We start from the raw sequence: 18778 nt of genomic DNA, 5'->3' as shown, positions 1-18778 counted from the left end.
TCCGGGTATTGGCGAACATTCTCCATTTTCCCCAGTCATGTTCCGCCATAGCTTTGTATCATGAAAATTCTGCAAGCCATCAGCCGGTTGGACCGCGCCGGCATTCGTTTTCTGCGTATTGCTATTTCCGTTATCCTGATCTGGATAGGCGCCCTGAAAGTGGTGCCCTATGAGGCGGAAGGTATTACCCCTTTTGTGGCCAACAGCCCGTTCATGCGTTTCTTCTATCATCACCCGGAGCAATACAGCGAGCACCGTAATAAGGAAGGGGAGCTGGTACCGGAAAACAAGATCTGGCACAAGGCTAACAATACCTACGGTTATGCCTACGGCCTGGGCGCCCTGCTGGTGACCATGGGCCTTTTGCTGCTGCTGAACAGGGTACATCCGCTCTTTGGCGTGGCCGGGGGCGTGCTGACATTCATTATGGGCATCGGCACACTGTCTTTCCTGGTCACTACGCCGGAAACATGGGTACCGGCGCTGGGAGACGCCCATCATGGCTTCCCTTATTTGTCTGCTGCGGGCAGGCTAGTGATCAAAGACCTGATCATGCTGGCCGGGGCAATGGTGGTAGCGGCAGATTCTGCGAAAAGGTACCTGGCCCGGTAACAGATTTTTTCCGGACAGAATAACGGTTAGGCATTTCCAGTTGATCTTATATGGTATAAAACCGTTTATCGTTATCAACCAAAATCCCCGGAAAATGCCTAAAACTCTACGCCTCCTGCTGCTTTGCGGCCTTTTACCACTGCTTGTTTCCGCCCAGAAAGCCCCTAAAAGGGAGCTACGCGGCGCCTGGGTAGCCTCTTACTTTGGTATAGACTGGCCCAATAAAAACCAGACGCCGGCCCAGCAACGGGCCGCCTTTATTACCCTGGCAGACCATCACAAAGCCACGGGCATCAACGTGTTATATGTACAGATGCGCAGCCAGTGCGATGCATTGTACCCCAGTGAAATAGAGCCCTGGAGCAATGACCTGACCGGCGTGCAGGGCGTGCCGCCTTCCACCCCCTGGGACCCCATGGCCTTTGCCATTGAAGAATGCCACAAACGCGGCATGGAGTTCCACGCCTGGCTCAATCCCTACCGGGCCGTGGGCAATACGAACAACCTGCCCAATTTTGCCGCCAATCACGTAGCCAAGCAGCACCCGGAATGGCTGCTCACCCAGGGTACCCTGCAGGTGCTGGACCCCGGGCTGCCCGAAGTGCGTGACCATATCATGAGCGTGATCAATGATATTGTGACCCGTTATGATCTGGACGGCATCCACTTTGACGATTACTTTTACCCGCCTGCCGCACCGGCCGGCGTTACCCCGTATAACGACAATGCCACCTTTGCCGCTTATCCCCGCGGCTTCACCGTAAAGGAAGACTGGCGGAGAGATAACGTGAACCTCCTCATCAAGCGGGTGTATGATAGCATCCGGGCACAAAAGCCCTGGGTGAAATTCGGGGTGTCTCCCTCCGGCATTTACCGGAACAGTACAGACCCCAACATCGGCTCGCCCACCAGCGGCCTGCAGCACTATGTAACGCTGTTTGCCGATACCCGCCGCTGGCTGCAGGAAGGCTGGGTGGATTACATCATGCCGCAGGTATACTGGTGGATAGGGCAGCCCGGCGCCAATTACGCCGCCCTCATTCCCTGGTGGAACAACCAGGCCGCCGGCCGCCATATCTACATCGGCATGGCAGGCTACAAGGTGCTGGACGACGCCAACGCCAACTGGAAAACGGATTCCACCCAGATACCCCGGCAGGTGAGGATGAACCGTGACAGCCTGTACCCCAACATCTACGGCCAGTCCATTTATAACACCACCAGCCTGCGCAATAACAAGAACCGTTTCCGGGACTCGCTGCGGCTGGTGTTCTATAGCAAACCCGCCCTGCTGCCCGCCATGCCCTGGCGGGACAATGCGGCGCCCACAGCGCCCATTGCTCTGGATGCACAGCAAAGCGCGGATTCCGTGGTGCTGAGCTGGACCAATACGGCCGGTACCGGTGAAATGGACCGGGCGCGGCAATTCGTGATCTACCGCTCCACTGTTCCGCAGATAGATACTACAACGGCAGATAACATACTGGCCATCACCAACGGCAGCGAAACGTTCTACACAGACAAGACCGCGGCCGCCAATACCACCTACTATTATGCTGTAACGGCGCTTGACCGTTATCATAACGAAAGCGGCCTTACCAACCTCTCCGCCAACCTGGCGCCGGACATTCTTTGTCCGGGTGCGCAGGAGCTGTACGGCAACGCCCTCTGCATGGCGGAGCTGCCAGACTACCGCCACCTGGGCGTAGTGAGCGATACTACAGGCGTTGCCGTTACCCAGTTGCCCGCGCCGGGCAGCCTGGTGGCGCATAACAGCATAGTGCGGCTGGTGGCCGTCAATGCAGGCGGCAAGGCAGACACTTGCAGTTTTGCCGTACACCTGAAAGATACGCTGGCGCCGCAGATCGCTGGCCTGAGCACCAGCCCGTCTCTCATCACCGTTCCCAACAACAAGATGGTGCCGGTAACGGTGAACTACACCGTGAGCGACTGCAGCCCGGTTATCAGCGTGATCACCGTTACCAGCAACGAGCCGGTATGGGGTGCGCCTGATTGGGAAGTAGTAGATGGCCATACCGTGAAGCTCAGGGCGCAGCGGCTGCCGCTGGGTAACGGCCGCGTATACACGATCACGGTGACCAGCACAGACAGCGCGGGTAACGTGAGCACGGCCAGCACTACCGTACTGGTACCGGGTAACAAACCATGGACACATGGAGACGGCCTGGCAGTGATAGCCTTGCCCAACCCAACGTTCAGCCAGTTTGTGCTGCTGATGAAGAGCACGGACGCACTGCCCATCCAGCTGAACATCTACAACAGCAACGGGCAACTGGTAGAGACCCGCAGCGGCATATCGCCCAACAGCACGCTGACCATCGGCGGCAACTACCCGGGCGGCATGTACTACGCAGAGATCATACAAGGCACCAAACGCCAGATACTGCGGCTCATCAAAATAGGCCATTGATCGTTCACTCACACATACAACGGGGCTGCCTGCATCAGCGGGCGGCCCTGTTTTTATTACGGGATTTAGCATGTATCTTCAGTACTTATGTCAGCAGCACGTTTTACCAGTCGCCAGTTATGGATAGCCCTGTTGGCGGCCATTACCGGCTTTTGCGCCTACACCGCCATTTTTGCCTACCGCAAGGCCTTTAACGTAGCGCCTTTTGAAGGGCATCGGCTGTTCGGTACAGACTACAAGGTGGTGCTGGTGGTAACGCAGATTGCCGGGTATATGGCCAGCAAATTTTACGGCATCCGGTTCATTGCGGCATTGTCCAGGGTACGCCGGCACTGGCTGATCTGGCTGCTGACAGGTATTGCATGGATGGCCTGGCTGCTGTTTGCCCTGCTGCCGCCGCCTTACAACTTCTGGTGCCTGGCGCTGAACGGTTTCCCGCTGGGCCTCATCTGGGGCATTGTGTTCTCTTATGTGGAAGGAAGGCGTACTACAGACCTCATCAGCGCGGCGTTGGCCGTGAGTTTCATATTCGCTTCGGGCCTGGCCAAAACCACGGCGCAATGGGTCATGAACGCCTGGGAGGTGAGCGAATACTGGATGCCCTTCACCGTAGGCTGCATTTTTGCGCCCGCGCTTATCCTTTTTGTGTGGCTGCTGGAAAAGATACCTCCGCCTGATGCGGAAGACAAACTGCAGCGCATGGACCGGCAGCCGATGGCGAAAACAGACCGGCGGGCACTGCTGCGCGGGTTTCTGCCGGGTATTACGGTGCTTACTGTGATCTATATTCTTGTTACCATTTTACGCGAAGTGCGGGACAGCTTTATGGCGGATATGTGGCGGGAATCTGGCGTTACTTTTCTGCCCGGCGTATTTGCAAGAACGGAAACGCTCATTTCGCTGGTGATACTGGTGCTGATAGCGGTAATGATCTGGCTGCGCAACAACTTCAGGGCTTTTATGCTGGCGCATGGCATCATGCTGGCGGGTTTCTGCACGGCCCTGCTGGCTACGCTGTTTTTCAGGCAGCAGGCGCTGCCCATGTATTACTGGATGCTGCTGGTGGGGCTGGGGCTGTATATGGTGTACATCCCTTTCAACAGTATTTTGTTTGACCGTTTTATTGCCGCTTTCCGTTTTAACGGCAACGCGGGTTTCCTGATCTATATAGCGGACGCGTACGGTTACCTGGGCAGTGTGGCCGTTATGGTGGGCGCGGGCGTTATGGCCGGCCGGGTCAATTGGCTGGAGTTCTACACGCAGCTGGTGATGGTGGCGGGTGTAACGGGTATAGCGGGTACGCTGGCGGCCATGTGGTATTTCTGGCGGAAAAGGTTACAGCATGAAGAAGGGCAGCCGGTGCGCCATCAGGCATAACCGGTGCGCTGGTAGCAGAACGTTAGAACATCACCAGCAGGAACAGCGCAATTAAAGCAGGCAGCGCCTGTACAAAGAATATCTTCCGGCTGGCGCTTGCGGCGCCGTAAAGGCCGGCAATGGCTACACAGGCCAGGAAAAAGGCCGCCACGTTTTCTGCCCATTCCGGTTGCCTGATGAACAGGCTCCATACCAGCCCCGCGGCCAGAAAGCCGTTATAGAGGCCCTGGTTGGCGGCCAGCGTACGGGTGGGGGCAAACAGTTCGGGGGGTATCTGTTTGAACACTTTGGGAGCGCGCGTTGTCCAGGCAAACATTTCAAGCCAGAGAATATACACATGGATGATGGCAACGCAGGCAATAACGATCATAGTAATGGTAGCCATAAGGGGTGCTTTTCCCGAATATAGGGATTAAAACCGTGGATACCATAAAAAAGCGGAGGCCACTGACGGCCTCCGCTTTGCGATATACAGTAACAGGTAAGGGATCTTGCTTTTTTACAATTGCTGTGCATGGGCTGCCACCAGGAAATTGCAAATGGCCACGCCAATAATAGCTTTTAATACATTGTCAGAATTTTGAGTTCAGGTGTTCCAGTGTAAAGGCGCCGTCTGCCGCCAGGGTGAACATGGTGATAGACGCGTTGTCCTGCACCAGCATGCGGTAATTGCGCAGCGGCATGCCGAGCTTGTAGGCCAGGTACAGGCGGTTTACGCCGTTGTGGGCGGCTACGAGTATATTGCCGCCGGCGTGCTGTTTACGCACATCGTTAAAAAAAGCGTCTACGCGCTTTACTATTTCCATACCCGTTTCACCGGTGCCGCCAGCGCGGTGCAGGGCGGGGTCTTCCATCCAGTTCTGCCAGAGCAAAGGGTTTTCGGCAATAAATTCTTCCCTGGTCTTCTTTTCCCAATTGCCGAAGTCCGCTTCTATCAACCGGTTATCTTTTTTTACATGCGCGCCGGTGGCAATATTGGCCGTCATGAACGCCCGCTCTAACGGGGAGGAGTACACGCCGTCAAAAGTGATGTGTTTCAGTTGCTCCTTTACCAGTTCGGCCTGTTGTATGCCTTTGGTGGTCAGTGAAATGTCTGACCGGCCGCAGTACCTGTTGTTGTCCGCGTTCCATGCCGTTTGGCCGTGGCGGAGTAAAAAAACTTTAAGCATAAGTATGTTGCGGAATGTATCCTTTTTCTATCAGTTTCTCTTTGAACCGCCGGTAACCGCCGGTGTAAGCGGCGGCCACGCCGGGTTCCGGCCTTACGGTCTTTTCTGTATGGGCCATGGCGGCGGCGGCTTCCATAATGGTGGCATACCGTGTTTTGGAGGCGGCCAGTATAGCCGCACCAGCTGCGCCGCTCACCTGTTCCATTTTATAGAGGGGCAGGTTGAGCACGTTGCTGCGGATGTTGAGCCATACGTTGCTATTGCTGGCGCCGCCGGCGGTATACACGGCCTTCACCTGCTCGCCAGACAGTTTTTCGATCATTTCGTAGGCCAGCTTCTCGATGTACGCCACGCCTTCCATGCCGGCGGTGAAGCGCTCCGCGTCTGTCAATCCGGGCGCTTCAAAACCCTGCGCCTGCGGGGCTATGAAAGGGAACCGTTCTCCCTGCTGCAGGAGCGGGTACACCAGGTGCGGGGTAGGGTAGAGCCCTGCCGCGGCCTCGTTCAGTTCCTGCAGGCGGTTGGCGAAAAGTTTGGTGACCCAGTCCGCGCCTGTATTGCTGGCGCCGCCGGGCATCCAGTACCCTTCCGGGTGGCGGTGGCTGTAGAGGCGGTCTTCCGGGTCTTTGACGGCGGCGGCGGTAACACCTTTTACCACCAGCGTGGTGCCAATGGTGGTGTTCCAGTCTCCCGGGTTCACGGCGCCGGAGGCTACCTGTGAGGCGCAGCCGTCCGTCATGCCGGCCACTACCACCACTTTATCGTTCAGCCCCTTGATGCGGGCGGTAACAGTGCCCAGGGGCGTGCCGGAAGGTACTACATCTTGCAGCCACTCCCTGCGCAGCGGCAATTTTCCCCAAATATATTCCGGCCAGCGTTGCGCTTCAACATCGTAACCGGATTTTAACACATTGGTAAAATCACTGCGGTCAAAACGCCCGCAGAGCTTGCCGATGATATAGTCTGCCGCGTGAATGAACTTGTAGAGCTGTGCTGCTTTTTGCGGGTATTGTTGAACGAACCACAGCATTTTGGGCAGTCCGCTGGAGGTGTTGAAACCTGTATAGCCGCCGGGGTGATGCTCCCGGGCCAGCTGGCGGCATAGTTGGCCTTCTGCAGCCTGCCGCCCGTCGCTGTACATGATGGCGTTGTGCAGCGGCTGGCCGTTGTGGCCCAGGGGAATAATGGTACCGGAGGTGGAAGTAACAGACACCGCTTTGATGTGGTAGCCTTCCGGCAACTGCTCCAGGGAGCGGAGGCAGGCGGCCCACCAGTGTTCCGGGTCTTGCTCTTCCCGGTGAAGGGGGAACTGTTCTTCGTGCGCGGCCACGGGGCGGCCCTTTTCATCTGTCAGCAGCACGCGCGCTCCCTGGGTGCCTACGTCTATGCCTATAAAATAATCCATGTTAATTCATATTCCTGAAATGGTTCCTTGTTTTTTTCCACTCCGCGTACAAGCCCGCGTAATAGGCTTCTTCCTGTGGATAAACGGTTTCTGTGCTGCCGTCCATCTCCACATTCACCTGCAATGCTTCATTGCAGATGAGCGCGCCGCCAATGGCGGAAGATTGCTGGAAAGAACGGCGCATCTGCACTTTTTTGCCGGTGAGGTTGGCAATGATCTGCCGCAGCACCTTGCTTTGCAGCCCGCCGCCGCAGCCCCAGATGTAGTCTGGCCGGTGGCCGGCCACTTCCGCCAGTATGCGGTAGTTCTTGACAATGGAGCAGGCAATGTCCAGTATGGTAGCCCATACAAAAGAACCGCGGGTGAGCAGGTGGGATACGGGCGCGGGAAAAATGAAACCGCCGCGGGTGAGCGCCACTTCTTCATCTGCCAGCAGGGAGCCGAGAGACGCCATGCAGAAAGTATGTTTGTTGGCGGCTAGCTCCTGCTCTATCACGTCGTACCCCTCATTGGGGTAAAAGATCTCTTTCAGGCGCTGGTAGTTCAGGCCGGTAACGCCGGCGTTGGCCTCAAATACAAAGCGGCCGTCTTCAATGTCGCGGCTCGTCCATGTACGTTCGTCATCATCCAGTGTATACGTACCTGTTAGTTTGACAATCGGCGTGGTAGTGCCTGATACGATCACCATATCGTCTACCGCGGGGCGGGTGCTTTTGATGGCCAGCTGCGTGTCTCCGCCGCCTACTACTATCTGTACATTGTCCCGCAGCTGCAGTTCCTTGGCCACGTCCGCGCGGATGGGCCCCAGGATGGCGGCAGAGGCGGCAATGGGCGGCAGCAGCGCCGGGCTCAGGCCGAACACGGCACACAGCTCGGGGCTCCATTGTTTTTTTGCCACATCGTACAGCAAGGTTTCAGAGGCTTGGGAGTGCTCGTACCGGCTGATGCCGCTGAGTTTGTATTCTATCCAGTTGCTGATGCTGAGGAAAGAAGCGGTCTTTTCCCATATGTCCGGGCGCCGCTCGCGGATGCCCACCAGCTTCATGGCGGAGAACAGGGAAGTAGGGTAGCGGCCTGTAAGCTGGTATACCCCGCTTTTGTCTGCCATGATGTGTTCCCATTCCCTGCCGCGGTGGTCTATATTCGGCAGGCCCATGAGCGACTCGCCTTCTGCGGAGAGGAGCACAATGCCTTCGCGCTGGCTGGTGGCCGTAATGGCCTTTACACGGCCCTCCGGTATCACCTGCCTGGCCAGGCGCAGTACCTGCTGCCAGAGCTGCTCCGGTTCAAAATAAAGCGCGTCCGGGTAGAGCGGGTCCTTGACGTACACAATGTCTTCCCGCGCTACGCCCAGCACTTCGCCGGCCGGGGTGGCGGCGGCCACGCGCACGTTGCCGGTGCCTATGTCTACAATAATGTAAGCGTGATCGTTAACCATTGACCTGTATTGAGCGTATTTCCTTGTTGGCAAGTTCAGCAATTGATTTGTTCCCCTCGGCATACCATTGCGCCAGCGCATGGTTGAGAATTTCCACGTGATGGTCTTCCACTTCATGTGTGGCGCCGGCAATGTGCGGAGTGGCTATTACGTGCGGCATGTCAATAATGCGGTAGTCCAGCGCGTCTGGCGGTTCGTTGTCAAACACGTCCAGGATGGCGCCGCGGATGGCATTTTTTTCCAGCACGTGCAGCAGCGCTTCCCGCTGTACAACGGAGGCGCGGGCCGTGTTCACAAAAATGGCGTCTTTTTTCATCTTTGACAACAGGCTGCCGCCTATCAAACCTTTGGTCTCGGCCGTTACCGGCAGGTGAACAGACACAATATCGCTGGTGGCAAACAGCTCTTCAATGCTCAATTTACGGTAGGACGGGTGATGTTCCGTTACATAAGGGTCAAAGAACTGGATCTGGCAGGGATAGTCTTTCACCATGCGCGCAATCAGTTGCCCGATGGCGCCAAAGCCTACCATGCCGATGGTTTTGCCGGCCAGCTCGTTGCCTTTGAAGTGGAGGTAAGAATCGTGCGCCCCTTCCTGCCATTGCCGGCCTTTCAGCCAGTTGATGCCGGGAATGGTATTGCGCAGCAGCATGATCACGTTAGAGATGAACATTTCCGCTACGGCCTGCGCATTGCGGGCCGGGGTAAAAAATACGGGAATGCCCATTTCTGTGGCCTTGGATACGGCCACGTTGGAGGGCGTACCACGGCATACGCCGATGAACTGCAGTTGAGAGTTGGCGGCAATTACGCGCGCCGTTACATGGTCATGCTCTGTGATGAGGGCTTCCGCGTTGCTTTCCGCGAGCAGGCCGAGCAGCTCTTCTTCGTTCCAGGCGCGGCCATTGGGTTTCCATGATCTGTATACAACTTCCCCGAATTGTTGCTCAATTTCCTGTAAACCTTTTTCATTGTAAGGGGCTGTGATCAAAATTCTCATGCGTATTGTTCTGTTTTAATCGTATGGTGATGTAGTGTTTTAGCATTGTCAGGGAGGGTGATGAAGCGGGTCAGCACGGCGCTTATCACATAAAGAACGGCCAGTATCCAGATCACGCCTTCTTCGCCCGCCATACCTATAAAGAGGCCAACAATTGCGGGACCTACAAACACCGGCAGGCCGGCGCCCAGGTTGAGGATGGCCATGGCCGCACCCTTGTCTTTCTGTACCAGTGAAGGTACCAGGGCCGTTAGGGGCACATAGCCTGCCAGGAAGGCGCCCCAGAGCACGCCGGCGGTCATTACCATCCAGAAGCTGCCCTGCCAGATCTGCGGGGCGTAGTAGAACAGGAGCGTGCTTACCGCGCAGCCTACGCCGCCAAACCACATGATGGTATTGCGCCAGCCCAGGCGGTCTCCCACAAAGCCGAATATGAGGTTGAAAATGATGTTGGCGGTGAAGATGGTGCCCCAGATCTGCAGCCATTGCGTGGTGTCAAAACCGTGGCGCGCCATGTACATGGGCAAAAACACCGGGAACGCAAATTGCGCCGTTGTATTGATGACCCGCACAATGCCGCCCAGCAGCACTTTGGGCTCTTCTTTCACAATGGTGAGGCCTTTTACCAGTTCTTTGGCGCGGTTGCCCGGCGCGGCGGTCTTTTGTGCGCCGGTCTTGTTCAGTATGAGGGCAAACAGCGCGCCCAGTAAGGCCCAGAAGAGAGACGTCCACAATGTATTAAGATGCCCGAAACGCGTAATGGCCCAGCTGGAATAATAAGCGCCCAGCACGTTGAGGCCGCCGGTGAATACGAACCAGAACCAACCCACGGCGCGGCCCAGTTGTTTTTGCGGGCTGCTGTAAGCGATCCATACCAGAAAGGAGTATGCAAATAAAGGGTAGCCGAAACCACGTAGTGCATAGGTAAGCAGCATGGCGGGGAAGTTCAGCTCCGGCATGCCGAAACCTACAAAACCCACCGTGCCAAGGCAGTAGAGGAGCAGGCCTGCCGTCATGGTGCGTTTCACGCCAAAGCCTTCCGCCAGCACGCCGGAAAACCAGGCAGAAATGGCAATAGTGATGCCGTAGGCGGTAAACAGGGTGGCGGACTGCTGTACGCTCATACCATGATCTACCAGGTAGGGGCTGAGCCAGCCCTGTTCAATGCCATCGCCCATCATAAAGATCATGATGCCGATGTAGCCCCAAAATAACTGCCGGGGGATTCCTGTCTTTTCAAAAAATGTTGACATGTGGTATCAGTTGTTGTGGTGAAATTGGGTTCGTGGAAAATATGTACTGCAAAGTAGAAATTAAACTTAATTAAACAAAATTAAATTAAAATAAAGTTTGTGAAACAATTCAAAACTGTTAACTGACAGGCATTGTAAGGTGGTTCGGGCCTACTGCGAGCCGGTCTGCCGCCGCAACATTTGAAAGAAAATGTTACATTTGATGAAAGGAATTTTAACATAAAGAAGACCATTTTTCGATATGAACATTACAGACAGGCATCAGCACATCCTGCAAAAACTGCAGGAAGACGGCCGGGTAGATATACAGGAACTGAGTGAATCATTACAGGTATCCGGCGTTACCATCCGGAAAGACCTGAAGCTGCTGGAGGAAAAGAAGCTGTTATACCGCACCAAGGGAGGCGGCTCCACACAGAATCCCTACGCCGTTGAACGCCCTATTAACGAAAAGGAGTTCATCAAATCGGAAGAAAAGAAAAAGATCGCTAAAGCTGCCCTGACGCTGATAGGGCAGAACGATTCTATTATAATAGGCTCCGGCACCACCGTATTTGAGCTGGCCCGGGCATTGCACCCCGTCAAACACCTTACTGTTATTACCCCGGCGCTGAAGGTAGCGCTGGAACTGTGTAACCGTCCGCATATAGATGTGTTGCAGATAGGCGGCCTCATTCATCAAAGCTCTTCCGCCGCGGCAGGCTCTTTTGCGGAGCGGCTGCTGGACGATATTTCCTGCGGGGTATTGTTTGTAGGGGTAGACGGGATAGACCCGGAGTTCGGCCTCTCTATCACCAATCTGTCTGAAGCCAGCCTGAACATGAAGATGATCGGCCTCTCCCAAACCGTGGTGGTGATGGCAGACAGCTCCAAATTTGACCGGCGCGGCATAGGCCGCATCTGCAGCCTGGAGCAGGTAGATTACATTATTACAGATAGCCTGGTGCCGCAGGAAACCGTGCGCATGCTTAGAGAGCGGGGGGTGAAGGTGATTATAGCGGAGTAGGGGCTGGGTTTGTATCAATGAAGGCTGTGTTTAGGCAGGGCGCTTTTGCGGATCGATCAGCTCACTGAATGCAACGGTAATACTCCTGTGGAAAGCATCAACGTAGTATTTTTTCAACGGGTTTTCCCGACGTATCAAAATAGAGGCGTATAACCCGGCCCGGTTGTATTCCTTTCTACAATCAACTCTTTCAATGTGCCCGTAGCCGGTTTCGCGGAGCCATCTTCTGAAAACAATGTTCCTGTGCCGGGCGTAGCCGCCCTTTGTATCGCAGATATAAGACAGGCAGGCATTTTCGTTTCTGTTAAAGTAGTCAGATAGCACATAGATGATGGTGTTCTTAACTTTTTCATCGTATGCAGATGCAGGACATTGCAGTGAGGTAGCCCCCAGTTCCGCCGAGAAACCGAATGCGGGTATCATCAGTTCTTTTCCTGCGCTGTCAACCAGGTAACATGTAGTGAAATATAAGCGATAGTTTATTCCGGCACTGGTGCTGAACAGGCACTCGTTCCCTATCGAAGAAAAATCGTAAAGCGGTAACAAAACAATGGTTTTTAGTAGTAAGCAAAATGCCGGAACAGAGAGCGGCACGGTTTGTATGAACGTGTACCGTGCCTATTGAAGCGGTATTATTCTGACTGGCGCTTTGGCGGCGTAGGTATAAAAGGTATAAACTTGATATCCGTTAATGCAGATAAAGGAATGCCGTTTTCTATGGCGTGTTCAATTCTTCTGTAGTCACGCAGTATCTTCGCAAAGGTATTGTTCCCTTGCTGCCAGGAATAGTCAATAGCGGTTGGTTGTTCTCTTGTCATCATACTTCAAATTATTGCATTCTTCCGTAGCAAAAAAATCATTTTCATGAAAACAGCTACATTGTAAAATATTTGGTACTGCCAGTACTACTTATTCAACCTAATTTGTTCAGATCATGAAAAGACCCGGCAGAAAACCCGGAGAGCCTGATGTCAGTTTTCGTGAAAGAATGGCGGCGCTGCGCAACCTGCCGGCGTTCTTCAGGCTTGTATGGCAAACCAGCCCAGCGCTCACAACGGCCAACATTTTGTTGCGCGGCGCGCAGTCTGCCACGCCGCTGGCCCTGCTGTATACCGGCAAGCTCATCATTGACGAAGTGGTGCGCATGACGCAGGTGAAAGGTGATATCAGCTATCAGTACCTCTGGGAACTGGTGGCCCTGGAGTTTGCCCTGGTCATTGCCAGCGGCGCGCTGGGGCGAGCCATTTCATTGCTGGACGGGCTGCTGGGAGAACAAGTGGCCAACCATACTTCGGTGCGTATTATGCAGCATGCCGCCACGCTTGACCTGGACCAGTTTGAGGATTCCACCTTTTACGATAAACTGGAGCGTGCGCGCCAGCAAACCATGGGCCGTACCATCCTGCTCTCGCAGGTGCTTTCGCAAGTGCAGGATGTAGTGACCATGGGCTTTCTGGCGGCAGGCCTGGTGAGCTTCAGCCCCTGGCTTATTTTGCTGCTGCTGGTATCCGTTATACCCGCCTTCCTGTCTGAGACGCATTTTAACGACCGCTTCTACGCGCTGGCCTGGGGGCAGACCTCAGACCGGCGGGAGCTGGACTACATCCGCTACCTGGGCGCCAGTGACGAATCCGTGAAGGAAGTAAAGATCTTCAACCTGTCAGATTACCTGGTGGAACGCTTTCGCGCATTGTCAGACAAATTCTATCACGATAAAAAAAAGCTGTCTGTCCGCTACAACATCTGGGCCGTGCTCTTTGCCATTGTTGGCAGTGCGGGATACTACACGGCGTATGTGATCATCATCCTGCAAACGGTAAAGGGGCAACTGAGCATTGGCGACCTGGCTTTTCTCGGCGGCTCTTTCCGCCAGTTGCGCGGTCTGCTGGAGGGTGTGCTGATGCGTTTTACCAGTGTAACGCAAGGCGCCATCTATTTACGGGACCTGTTCGAGTTTTTTGAGATAACGCCCCGCATTGTGCAGCAGCCTCACGCGCGGCCTTTTCCCAACCCCATCCGCGAAGGTTTTGTATTTGAGAACGTGGGCTTCCGCTACCTTCATGCGGAGCGCTGGGCCAACCGCCACCTGAACTTTACGCTGCGCCCGGGAGAAAAACTGGCGCTGGTGGGGGAGAACGGGGCTGGTAAAACTACCCTCGTGAAATTGCTGGCCCGCCTGTACGACCCTACGGAAGGGCGCATTCTGCTGGATGGGCATGACCTTCGGGAATATGACCTGCGGGAACTGCGAAAGCAGGTGGGCGTTATTTTCCAGGACTTCCAGCGTTACCAGATGACGCTGCGGCAAAACATTGCCGTAGGCAATATAGATGAATACAACAACCAGCCCATGGTAGAGAACGCAGCCTATAAAAGCATGGCCAACGAGCTAACGGAAAGGCTGCCCGGCCGCTACAACCAGATGCTGGGCCGCCGCTTCAATAACGGCGTGGAACTGTCTGGCGGGGAATGGCAGAAAATAGCCCTGGCCCGTGCGTATATGAAAAATGCGCAGGTGCTGATCCTGGACGAGCCCACCGCCGCGCTGGATGCCCGTGCGGAATATGAAGTGTTCCTGCGTTTTGCGGACCTTACCAAAGGCAAATCTGCCGTCATCATCTCTCACCGTTTTTCTACCGTGCGCATGGCAGACCGTATACTGGTGCTGGAAAGGGGAGAACTGGCAGAAATTGGCAGCCATGAGCAACTGCTGGAAAAAGGCGGCCGCTATGCGGAATTGTTTCACCTGCAGGCCCAGGGGTATCGTTAAGTACAACCTCACTGCGCACCCTGCGTAACCCGTAACCGGAACGTAGAGGCCGGGAGGCCGGCGGCGCTGTACAGGTTGCCGTCTGAATAGGGCGCCCATCCATACAATACTTCCATGATCTTTTCTTTCCCCGCGTAGGGCAACAGTACTGTTTGCCCCTTCACTGCCGCCGCTTCCACAATAATTTGCCGCCCCTTGTCTGTCAGCAGCCTGAAGCCTTTTGCCGCAGGGCCTTTCAGGGTATCGTCAAACCGTACCAGCACGCCTTCCCGCCGCCGCTCCGCTTTGGTGGCCAGGGGCGTATGGGCCGCTATGTTTTTCATGCCATAGGTGTTGTGCAGGGCCAGGTTGGCAAGGCGCAGGCCTACAATGGCCTTGCGGCGGGGATGTACATCGGTGCTGTCTCCCACATCGCTGCTAACGGCCATGCCCGTATGTGGAATTTGTTGCAGCAACGCCAGCTGGCTATAGCGGAAGTACTCCCAGCCGGGGCGGTTGAGGGAAGAAAGCTGCACGTAATAGAAAGGGAACGCATATCCCCATTGCCTGCGCCAGCTCTGCACCAGTTGCTGAAAAGCCACGGTATGCAGCTCCGCATTGTGGGCATTGCTTTCTCCCTGGTACCAGATCACACCTTTGATGGGGAAGGCGGTGAGCGGCTGTATGCCGGCCTCAAAATTGTAGCAGGGCTCGTAGGGATGGCGTTGCAACGCTGCCGCCTCCGGCCCCAGGTTGATATCCGCGCGCTCCCGGCACCAGGGCATAATAAAGTCGCTTTTGCGCCAGTTGAACAGCGCATTCACCAGCAGGTCATCATGCTCCATAGTATACCGGTCTATCCACGATTCTGTTTCTGAACCGCCTACTGCTACTTGTACCAGGCCAACCGGTACCTGCAACTGCTCCTGCAATCTTGCGCCAAAGTGATAGGCCACGGCTGAAAATGCCGTGTTAATGCCGGTTGCCCAATGGCCGGAGAAATAAGCCAGGTCGTTCACCTTTTGTTGGGTGAGGCTGTCCCAGGTGCTGTTATCTGTTGCGGCCAGCGGTTGCATCAGCAGCAGGCGGAGCTGCGGGTTTTCTTTCAGCTTGGCCATGGGTAATGCATCGCGGAGCATAAAGGCCATGTTGGACTGGCCGGAGCAAAGCCATACATCCCCGATCAGCACATCTTCTAGCTCAATTTTTTCCTCACCCTGCCGCACAACGGCAGTATAAGGGCCCCCGGCCGGCATGGCGGGAAACTCCGCGCGCCACCGGCCGTTGAACGCGGCTTTGACGGCCCGCGTTTGCCCCGCAAAATTAACGGTAACGGCAGCGCCTGCATGGGCTGTGCCATAGAAGGCCAGTGGCTTGTTGCGCTGCATCACCATATGTGAGGCAAACACGCCGGGCATCTGCAGCCGCCCAAAATCTCCGGTAACATGCGCATACACCGTGCGGGCCATAATGGCGGCGCCGGCGGCATTGGGGTGTATGGCGTCAGGGAACAGGTTGGGCCGGTTATACAAGGGCGTATGAAGATCTATCAATTGCACGCCGCTGCTGGTGGCTATCTGCGGCAGCAACTCCTGTATCTGCCGGAACCAGGTACGTGTGCCTGACCTGAAGCGGGCATGGGTATGGAAGATGGGGGTAAGGCGGCCCATGAATATCCTGATAGCGGGGTTCACACGCCGCAGGGTGTCTATCAGCCAGTGATAGTCCGGTGCAAAATCATCCCGGTAGGCAGGCCAGTTGCGGGGATCGGTATCGTTCAGCCCCAGGTCTATGATAGCCACATCAGGCCTGAAACTGAGAGCAGCCTTGAAGGCCGCTGTTTTATAATATGGGTTATGCCCTTTTTTCAACAGCGTGGCGCCGCTGTGACCGAAATTCCCTACCTCATAACTGTTGCCGAGCAGTTGCTGTAATTGGGCAGGGTAGGAATTGTGCTCCCGGTCAGGGATGCCGGCGCCGTAGGTGACGGAATTGCCGATGCAGGCTACTTTCAGCGTTTTGTGCTGGCCAAGGGCCTGCGCACAGCACGCCCACAACAATAAAGAGAATAAACAGCGGGTGATCATGGTGCGCAAGTTACTCATTTGCGGACTAGATTTTCCGCCCGGCCGGGGCAATCCTGACGAGGATCATATGCAAAATGGCGCCTGTGGCGTAGTATTGCAGCATGAACGCAATTAAAAGATTCCGCATCATAGCCTGGCTGGAGGGTATCTCTTTCCTGCTGCTCATCTTTGTGGCCATGCCGCTGAAGTATTTTGCCGATGAGCCGTGGCTGAACAGGCAGGTGGGTATGGCGCACGGCATCCTCTTTGTACTGTATGTCATACTGGCCATTGAAATTAAAATGGCCCTTAACTGGAACCTGAAGAAGACGGCCATTGCCCTGGGCGCTTCCATCATCCCTTTCGGCACTTTCTATATCAACGAAAAGTGGATGCGGAAGAATTAACTTTCCGCTACCTGTAACTTTCCATAGCGCAGCATCGTTTTGATATTATATAACCCTGTAATATCACACGTATGCTGCGCATTATTTTTCCCTGCTTACTCATCTTGCTGGTACTTTCCAGCTTTTACCCCGTTTACAAAGCACCCGCTCCCGAAATAGTGGACGGTTACGTGCCCATTTATGGCCCGGCAGACCACCCTTCGCTGAAGATCGGCGCCGCTGCTGTGCGCCCTATTGTCAACGGTGGAAAGATCTTTGTGATCGGCGACAAGCTTTTCCAGGTGGAAGTTGGCGCCGGTATCCATATTATTGACTATGCGGACAGGCAACACCCGGAGAAACTGGGTTTTTTGACGGTGCCGGGCTGTACGGAGGTGGCCCTGAAAGACTCCATGCTGTTTACCAATCATTATGGGGACATGGTGGTGCTGGACGTCAGCAAGTACCCTGTAGTGGAGGAAAAATCGCGCATGCTGAACGTGTTCCCCGAAGTTACCCCGGAAACCCCGCCGGAGCGGATGGTGTACTATGAGTGTGTAGACAGGTCAAAAGGATCTGTGATAGGATGGGAGAAAAAGAAAGTGTCCACCCTTAACTGTTTTTTCAGATGAGAACGATCCTGTTTTCCCTGTTCGGGGCCTTGCTGCTGATGACGGCAGGCTGTTCCAAGAACAATGCCGGTACGCCCACGCCTGATAGCGGTAAAGGAGGCTCCCTGGCGCGTTTTACTATTGTAGGCAACTACATGTACGTGGTGAACTCGAAGCAATTAAAGGCATACGATGTTTCTACCCCCGGCGCCCCGGTATTCAAAAACGAAGTGTCCCTGGGCTGGGATATCGAGACCATCTTCCCGTATGACGGTAATTTGTTTGTTGGCTCTTCTACCGGCCTCTACATCTGCAGCCTGGCAGACCCGGCCAGCCCGAAGCTGGCGGGCCAGGTGCAGCACCTGCGCGCGTGTGACCCCGTGGTGGCAACGGGCAACACGGCCTATGTAACGCTCCGCGCGGGTACAGGCTGCGGCGGCACGCAGAACGCGCTGATGGTGTATGACGTGGCGGATATCAGAGTGCCCAGGATGTTGCGGTCCATTGCTTTGAGCGGGCCTTACGGGCTGGGTGTGTCTGGCACCGCGCTGTACGTATGCGATGGTATCAACGGGCTGCTTATATACGATATCAGCACGCGGGAACAACCCAACCTGGAGGACCGCATCTATGGCCACGACTTCCGGGACGTGATCCCTCACCGGGGCGTGCTGATCGCGCAGCTGGCCAATGGCGTTGCTTTTTACGACATCAGCCGGCCGCGCCAACCCGCACTTTTATCTACATTGCTCCATTAAAGCCCCATCTCGTCTGCACTGGGGCCATAGCTGCCAGGGATGGGAATATTAAGCAGGCGCAGGTACACGCCCAATTGCGCGCGGTGGTGTACCGTCTGGCAGAAGGCCATGCGTATCACTTCGGCCTTGGAGGTGGCGCTGTGAACGGTATCGCCGGTGCGCAGCGTCCAGATCTTGTCCAGCAGCGCTTCGTCTGTTTTTTCCAGCTCGGAACGGCCTTCTTCATAAGATTTTTCAAATAATGCCAGCAGGTCTTCCTGGCTGTTGACCGCCGGCTGCTCGTAGGGGGCGGCGGCAAAGTCCAGCTCATCCGTATTCACCACCATGCTCACCCAGGAGGGCAGTTCGGCAATATGGGCGCCCAGGTTACGCATGGTCATGCTTTTGGGATGCGGCTGCCAGTCCAGTTTGTCTGAAGGGACAATAGACAGCATTTTGCGGGTGGTTTGGGCTTCTTGCGCCATTTCTTTGAGGAGGCTTGGAATGATTGACAACATAATTCAGTTTTTTTTGGTTT

Annotated in this window: 18 protein-coding genes; 8 read left to right on the top strand and 10 right to left on the bottom strand. The window is 55.3% G+C overall.

The window, feature by feature from the left end; genetic code table 11:
• Positions 1-60: 60 nt before the first annotated feature.
• The 3 genes from rclC to D3A97_RS20285 all read left to right on the top strand — a co-directional run bounded on the left by rclC (position 61) and on the right by D3A97_RS20285 (position 4420).
• Positions 61-612, top strand: a complete 552-nt coding sequence (gene rclC / locus D3A97_RS20295; RefSeq protein ID WP_119080380.1) for a reactive chlorine resistance membrane protein RclC — start codon at positions 61-63, stop codon at positions 610-612.
• Between the two features lie 94 nt (positions 613-706).
• On the top strand, positions 707-3043 hold the full coding sequence (locus D3A97_RS20290; RefSeq protein WP_157986655.1) for a family 10 glycosylhydrolase: 2337 nt from the start codon (positions 707-709) through the stop codon (positions 3041-3043).
• A gap of 87 nt (positions 3044-3130) precedes the next feature.
• Positions 3131-4420 (top strand): DUF5690 family protein, encoded by a 1290-nt coding sequence (locus D3A97_RS20285; protein ID WP_119080378.1) that lies wholly within the window; start codon positions 3131-3133, stop codon positions 4418-4420.
• 22 nt (positions 4421-4442) lie between these two features.
• On the opposite strand, the gene D3A97_RS20280 is transcribed toward D3A97_RS20285, so the two are convergent.
• From D3A97_RS20280 to D3A97_RS20255, 6 genes are all read right to left on the bottom strand, one after another.
• A complete protein-coding gene (locus D3A97_RS20280; protein ID WP_119080377.1) occupies positions 4443-4805 on the bottom strand; it encodes a DUF1304 domain-containing protein in 363 nt (120 codons plus the stop codon).
• Positions 4806-4992: 187 nt separating this feature from the next.
• A complete protein-coding gene (locus D3A97_RS20275) occupies positions 4993-5589 on the bottom strand; it encodes a histidine phosphatase family protein (RefSeq protein WP_119080376.1) in 597 nt (198 codons plus the stop codon).
• The gene (locus D3A97_RS20270) at positions 5582-6994 is read right to left on the bottom strand and encodes an FGGY-family carbohydrate kinase (protein ID WP_119080375.1); all 1413 of its coding nucleotides are present in this window, start codon (positions 6992-6994) and stop codon (positions 5582-5584) included. The genes D3A97_RS20275 and D3A97_RS20270 overlap by 8 nt, the downstream gene beginning before the upstream one ends.
• 1 nt (position 6995) lies before the next feature.
• Positions 6996-8432 (bottom strand): FGGY-family carbohydrate kinase, encoded by a 1437-nt coding sequence (locus D3A97_RS20265; RefSeq protein WP_119080374.1) that lies wholly within the window; start codon positions 8430-8432, stop codon positions 6996-6998.
• Positions 8425-9432 carry an NAD(P)-dependent oxidoreductase gene (locus tag D3A97_RS20260; RefSeq protein ID WP_119080373.1) on the bottom strand — a complete coding sequence of 336 codons (1008 nt, stop codon included), beginning with the start codon at positions 9430-9432 and terminating at the stop codon, positions 8425-8427. The genes D3A97_RS20265 and D3A97_RS20260 overlap by 8 nt, the downstream gene beginning before the upstream one ends.
• A complete protein-coding gene (locus D3A97_RS20255) occupies positions 9429-10685 on the bottom strand; it encodes an MFS transporter (protein ID WP_119080372.1) in 1257 nt (418 codons plus the stop codon). The genes D3A97_RS20260 and D3A97_RS20255 overlap by 4 nt, the downstream gene beginning before the upstream one ends.
• Positions 10686-10926: 241 nt before the next feature.
• Here D3A97_RS20255 and D3A97_RS20250 point away from each other — a divergent pair, with 241 nt between their 5' ends.
• Positions 10927-11691: a DeoR/GlpR family DNA-binding transcription regulator gene (locus tag D3A97_RS20250; protein WP_119080371.1), complete on the top strand. Its 765-nt coding sequence runs from the start codon at positions 10927-10929 to the stop codon at positions 11689-11691.
• Between the two features lie 30 nt (positions 11692-11721).
• Here D3A97_RS20250 and D3A97_RS20245 read toward each other — a convergent pair whose 3' ends face one another.
• On the bottom strand, positions 11722-12237 hold the full coding sequence (locus D3A97_RS20245; protein ID WP_119080370.1) for a DUF6169 family protein: 516 nt from the start codon (positions 12235-12237) through the stop codon (positions 11722-11724).
• A gap of 86 nt (positions 12238-12323) precedes the next feature.
• Positions 12324-12512 (bottom strand): hypothetical protein, encoded by a 189-nt coding sequence (locus D3A97_RS20240; RefSeq protein ID WP_157986654.1) that lies wholly within the window; start codon positions 12510-12512, stop codon positions 12324-12326.
• Positions 12513-12625: 113 nt separating this feature from the next.
• Here D3A97_RS20240 and D3A97_RS20235 point away from each other — a divergent pair, with 113 nt between their 5' ends.
• Positions 12626-14461 carry an ABC transporter ATP-binding protein gene (locus tag D3A97_RS20235; RefSeq protein WP_119080368.1) on the top strand — a complete coding sequence of 612 codons (1836 nt, stop codon included), beginning with the start codon at positions 12626-12628 and terminating at the stop codon, positions 14459-14461.
• Positions 14462-14469: 8 nt separating this feature from the next.
• Here the strand turns inward: D3A97_RS20235 and D3A97_RS20230 are convergent, their stop codons facing one another.
• A complete protein-coding gene (locus D3A97_RS20230) occupies positions 14470-16545 on the bottom strand; it encodes a GDSL-type esterase/lipase family protein (RefSeq protein WP_232826031.1) in 2076 nt (691 codons plus the stop codon).
• Between the two features lie 83 nt (positions 16546-16628).
• Here D3A97_RS20230 and D3A97_RS20225 point away from each other — a divergent pair, with 83 nt between their 5' ends.
• The 3 genes from D3A97_RS20225 to D3A97_RS20215 all read left to right on the top strand — a co-directional run bounded on the left by D3A97_RS20225 (position 16629) and on the right by D3A97_RS20215 (position 18261).
• Positions 16629-16913 (top strand): DUF3817 domain-containing protein, encoded by a 285-nt coding sequence (locus D3A97_RS20225; protein WP_119080366.1) that lies wholly within the window; start codon positions 16629-16631, stop codon positions 16911-16913.
• A 71-nt stretch (positions 16914-16984) separates the two neighbouring features.
• Positions 16985-17524, top strand: a complete 540-nt coding sequence (locus D3A97_RS20220; RefSeq protein ID WP_119080365.1) for an LVIVD repeat-containing protein — start codon at positions 16985-16987, stop codon at positions 17522-17524.
• Positions 17521-18261, top strand: a complete 741-nt coding sequence (locus D3A97_RS20215) for an LVIVD repeat-containing protein (protein ID WP_119080364.1) — start codon at positions 17521-17523, stop codon at positions 18259-18261. The genes D3A97_RS20220 and D3A97_RS20215 overlap by 4 nt, the downstream gene beginning before the upstream one ends.
• On the opposite strand, the gene D3A97_RS20210 is transcribed toward D3A97_RS20215, so the two are convergent.
• Positions 18258-18758: a DinB family protein gene (locus D3A97_RS20210; RefSeq protein WP_232826030.1), complete on the bottom strand. Its 501-nt coding sequence runs from the start codon at positions 18756-18758 to the stop codon at positions 18258-18260. The genes D3A97_RS20215 and D3A97_RS20210 overlap by 4 nt on opposite strands.
• Between the last annotated feature and the right edge of the window lie 20 nt (positions 18759-18778).

Source organism: Chitinophaga alhagiae (assembly GCF_003568665.1).
GTDB lineage: Bacteria > Bacteroidota > Bacteroidia > Chitinophagales > Chitinophagaceae > Chitinophaga > Chitinophaga alhagiae.
Note: the sequence above shows the minus strand (reverse complement) of the source record. Positions and strands in the feature narration are given on the sequence as shown.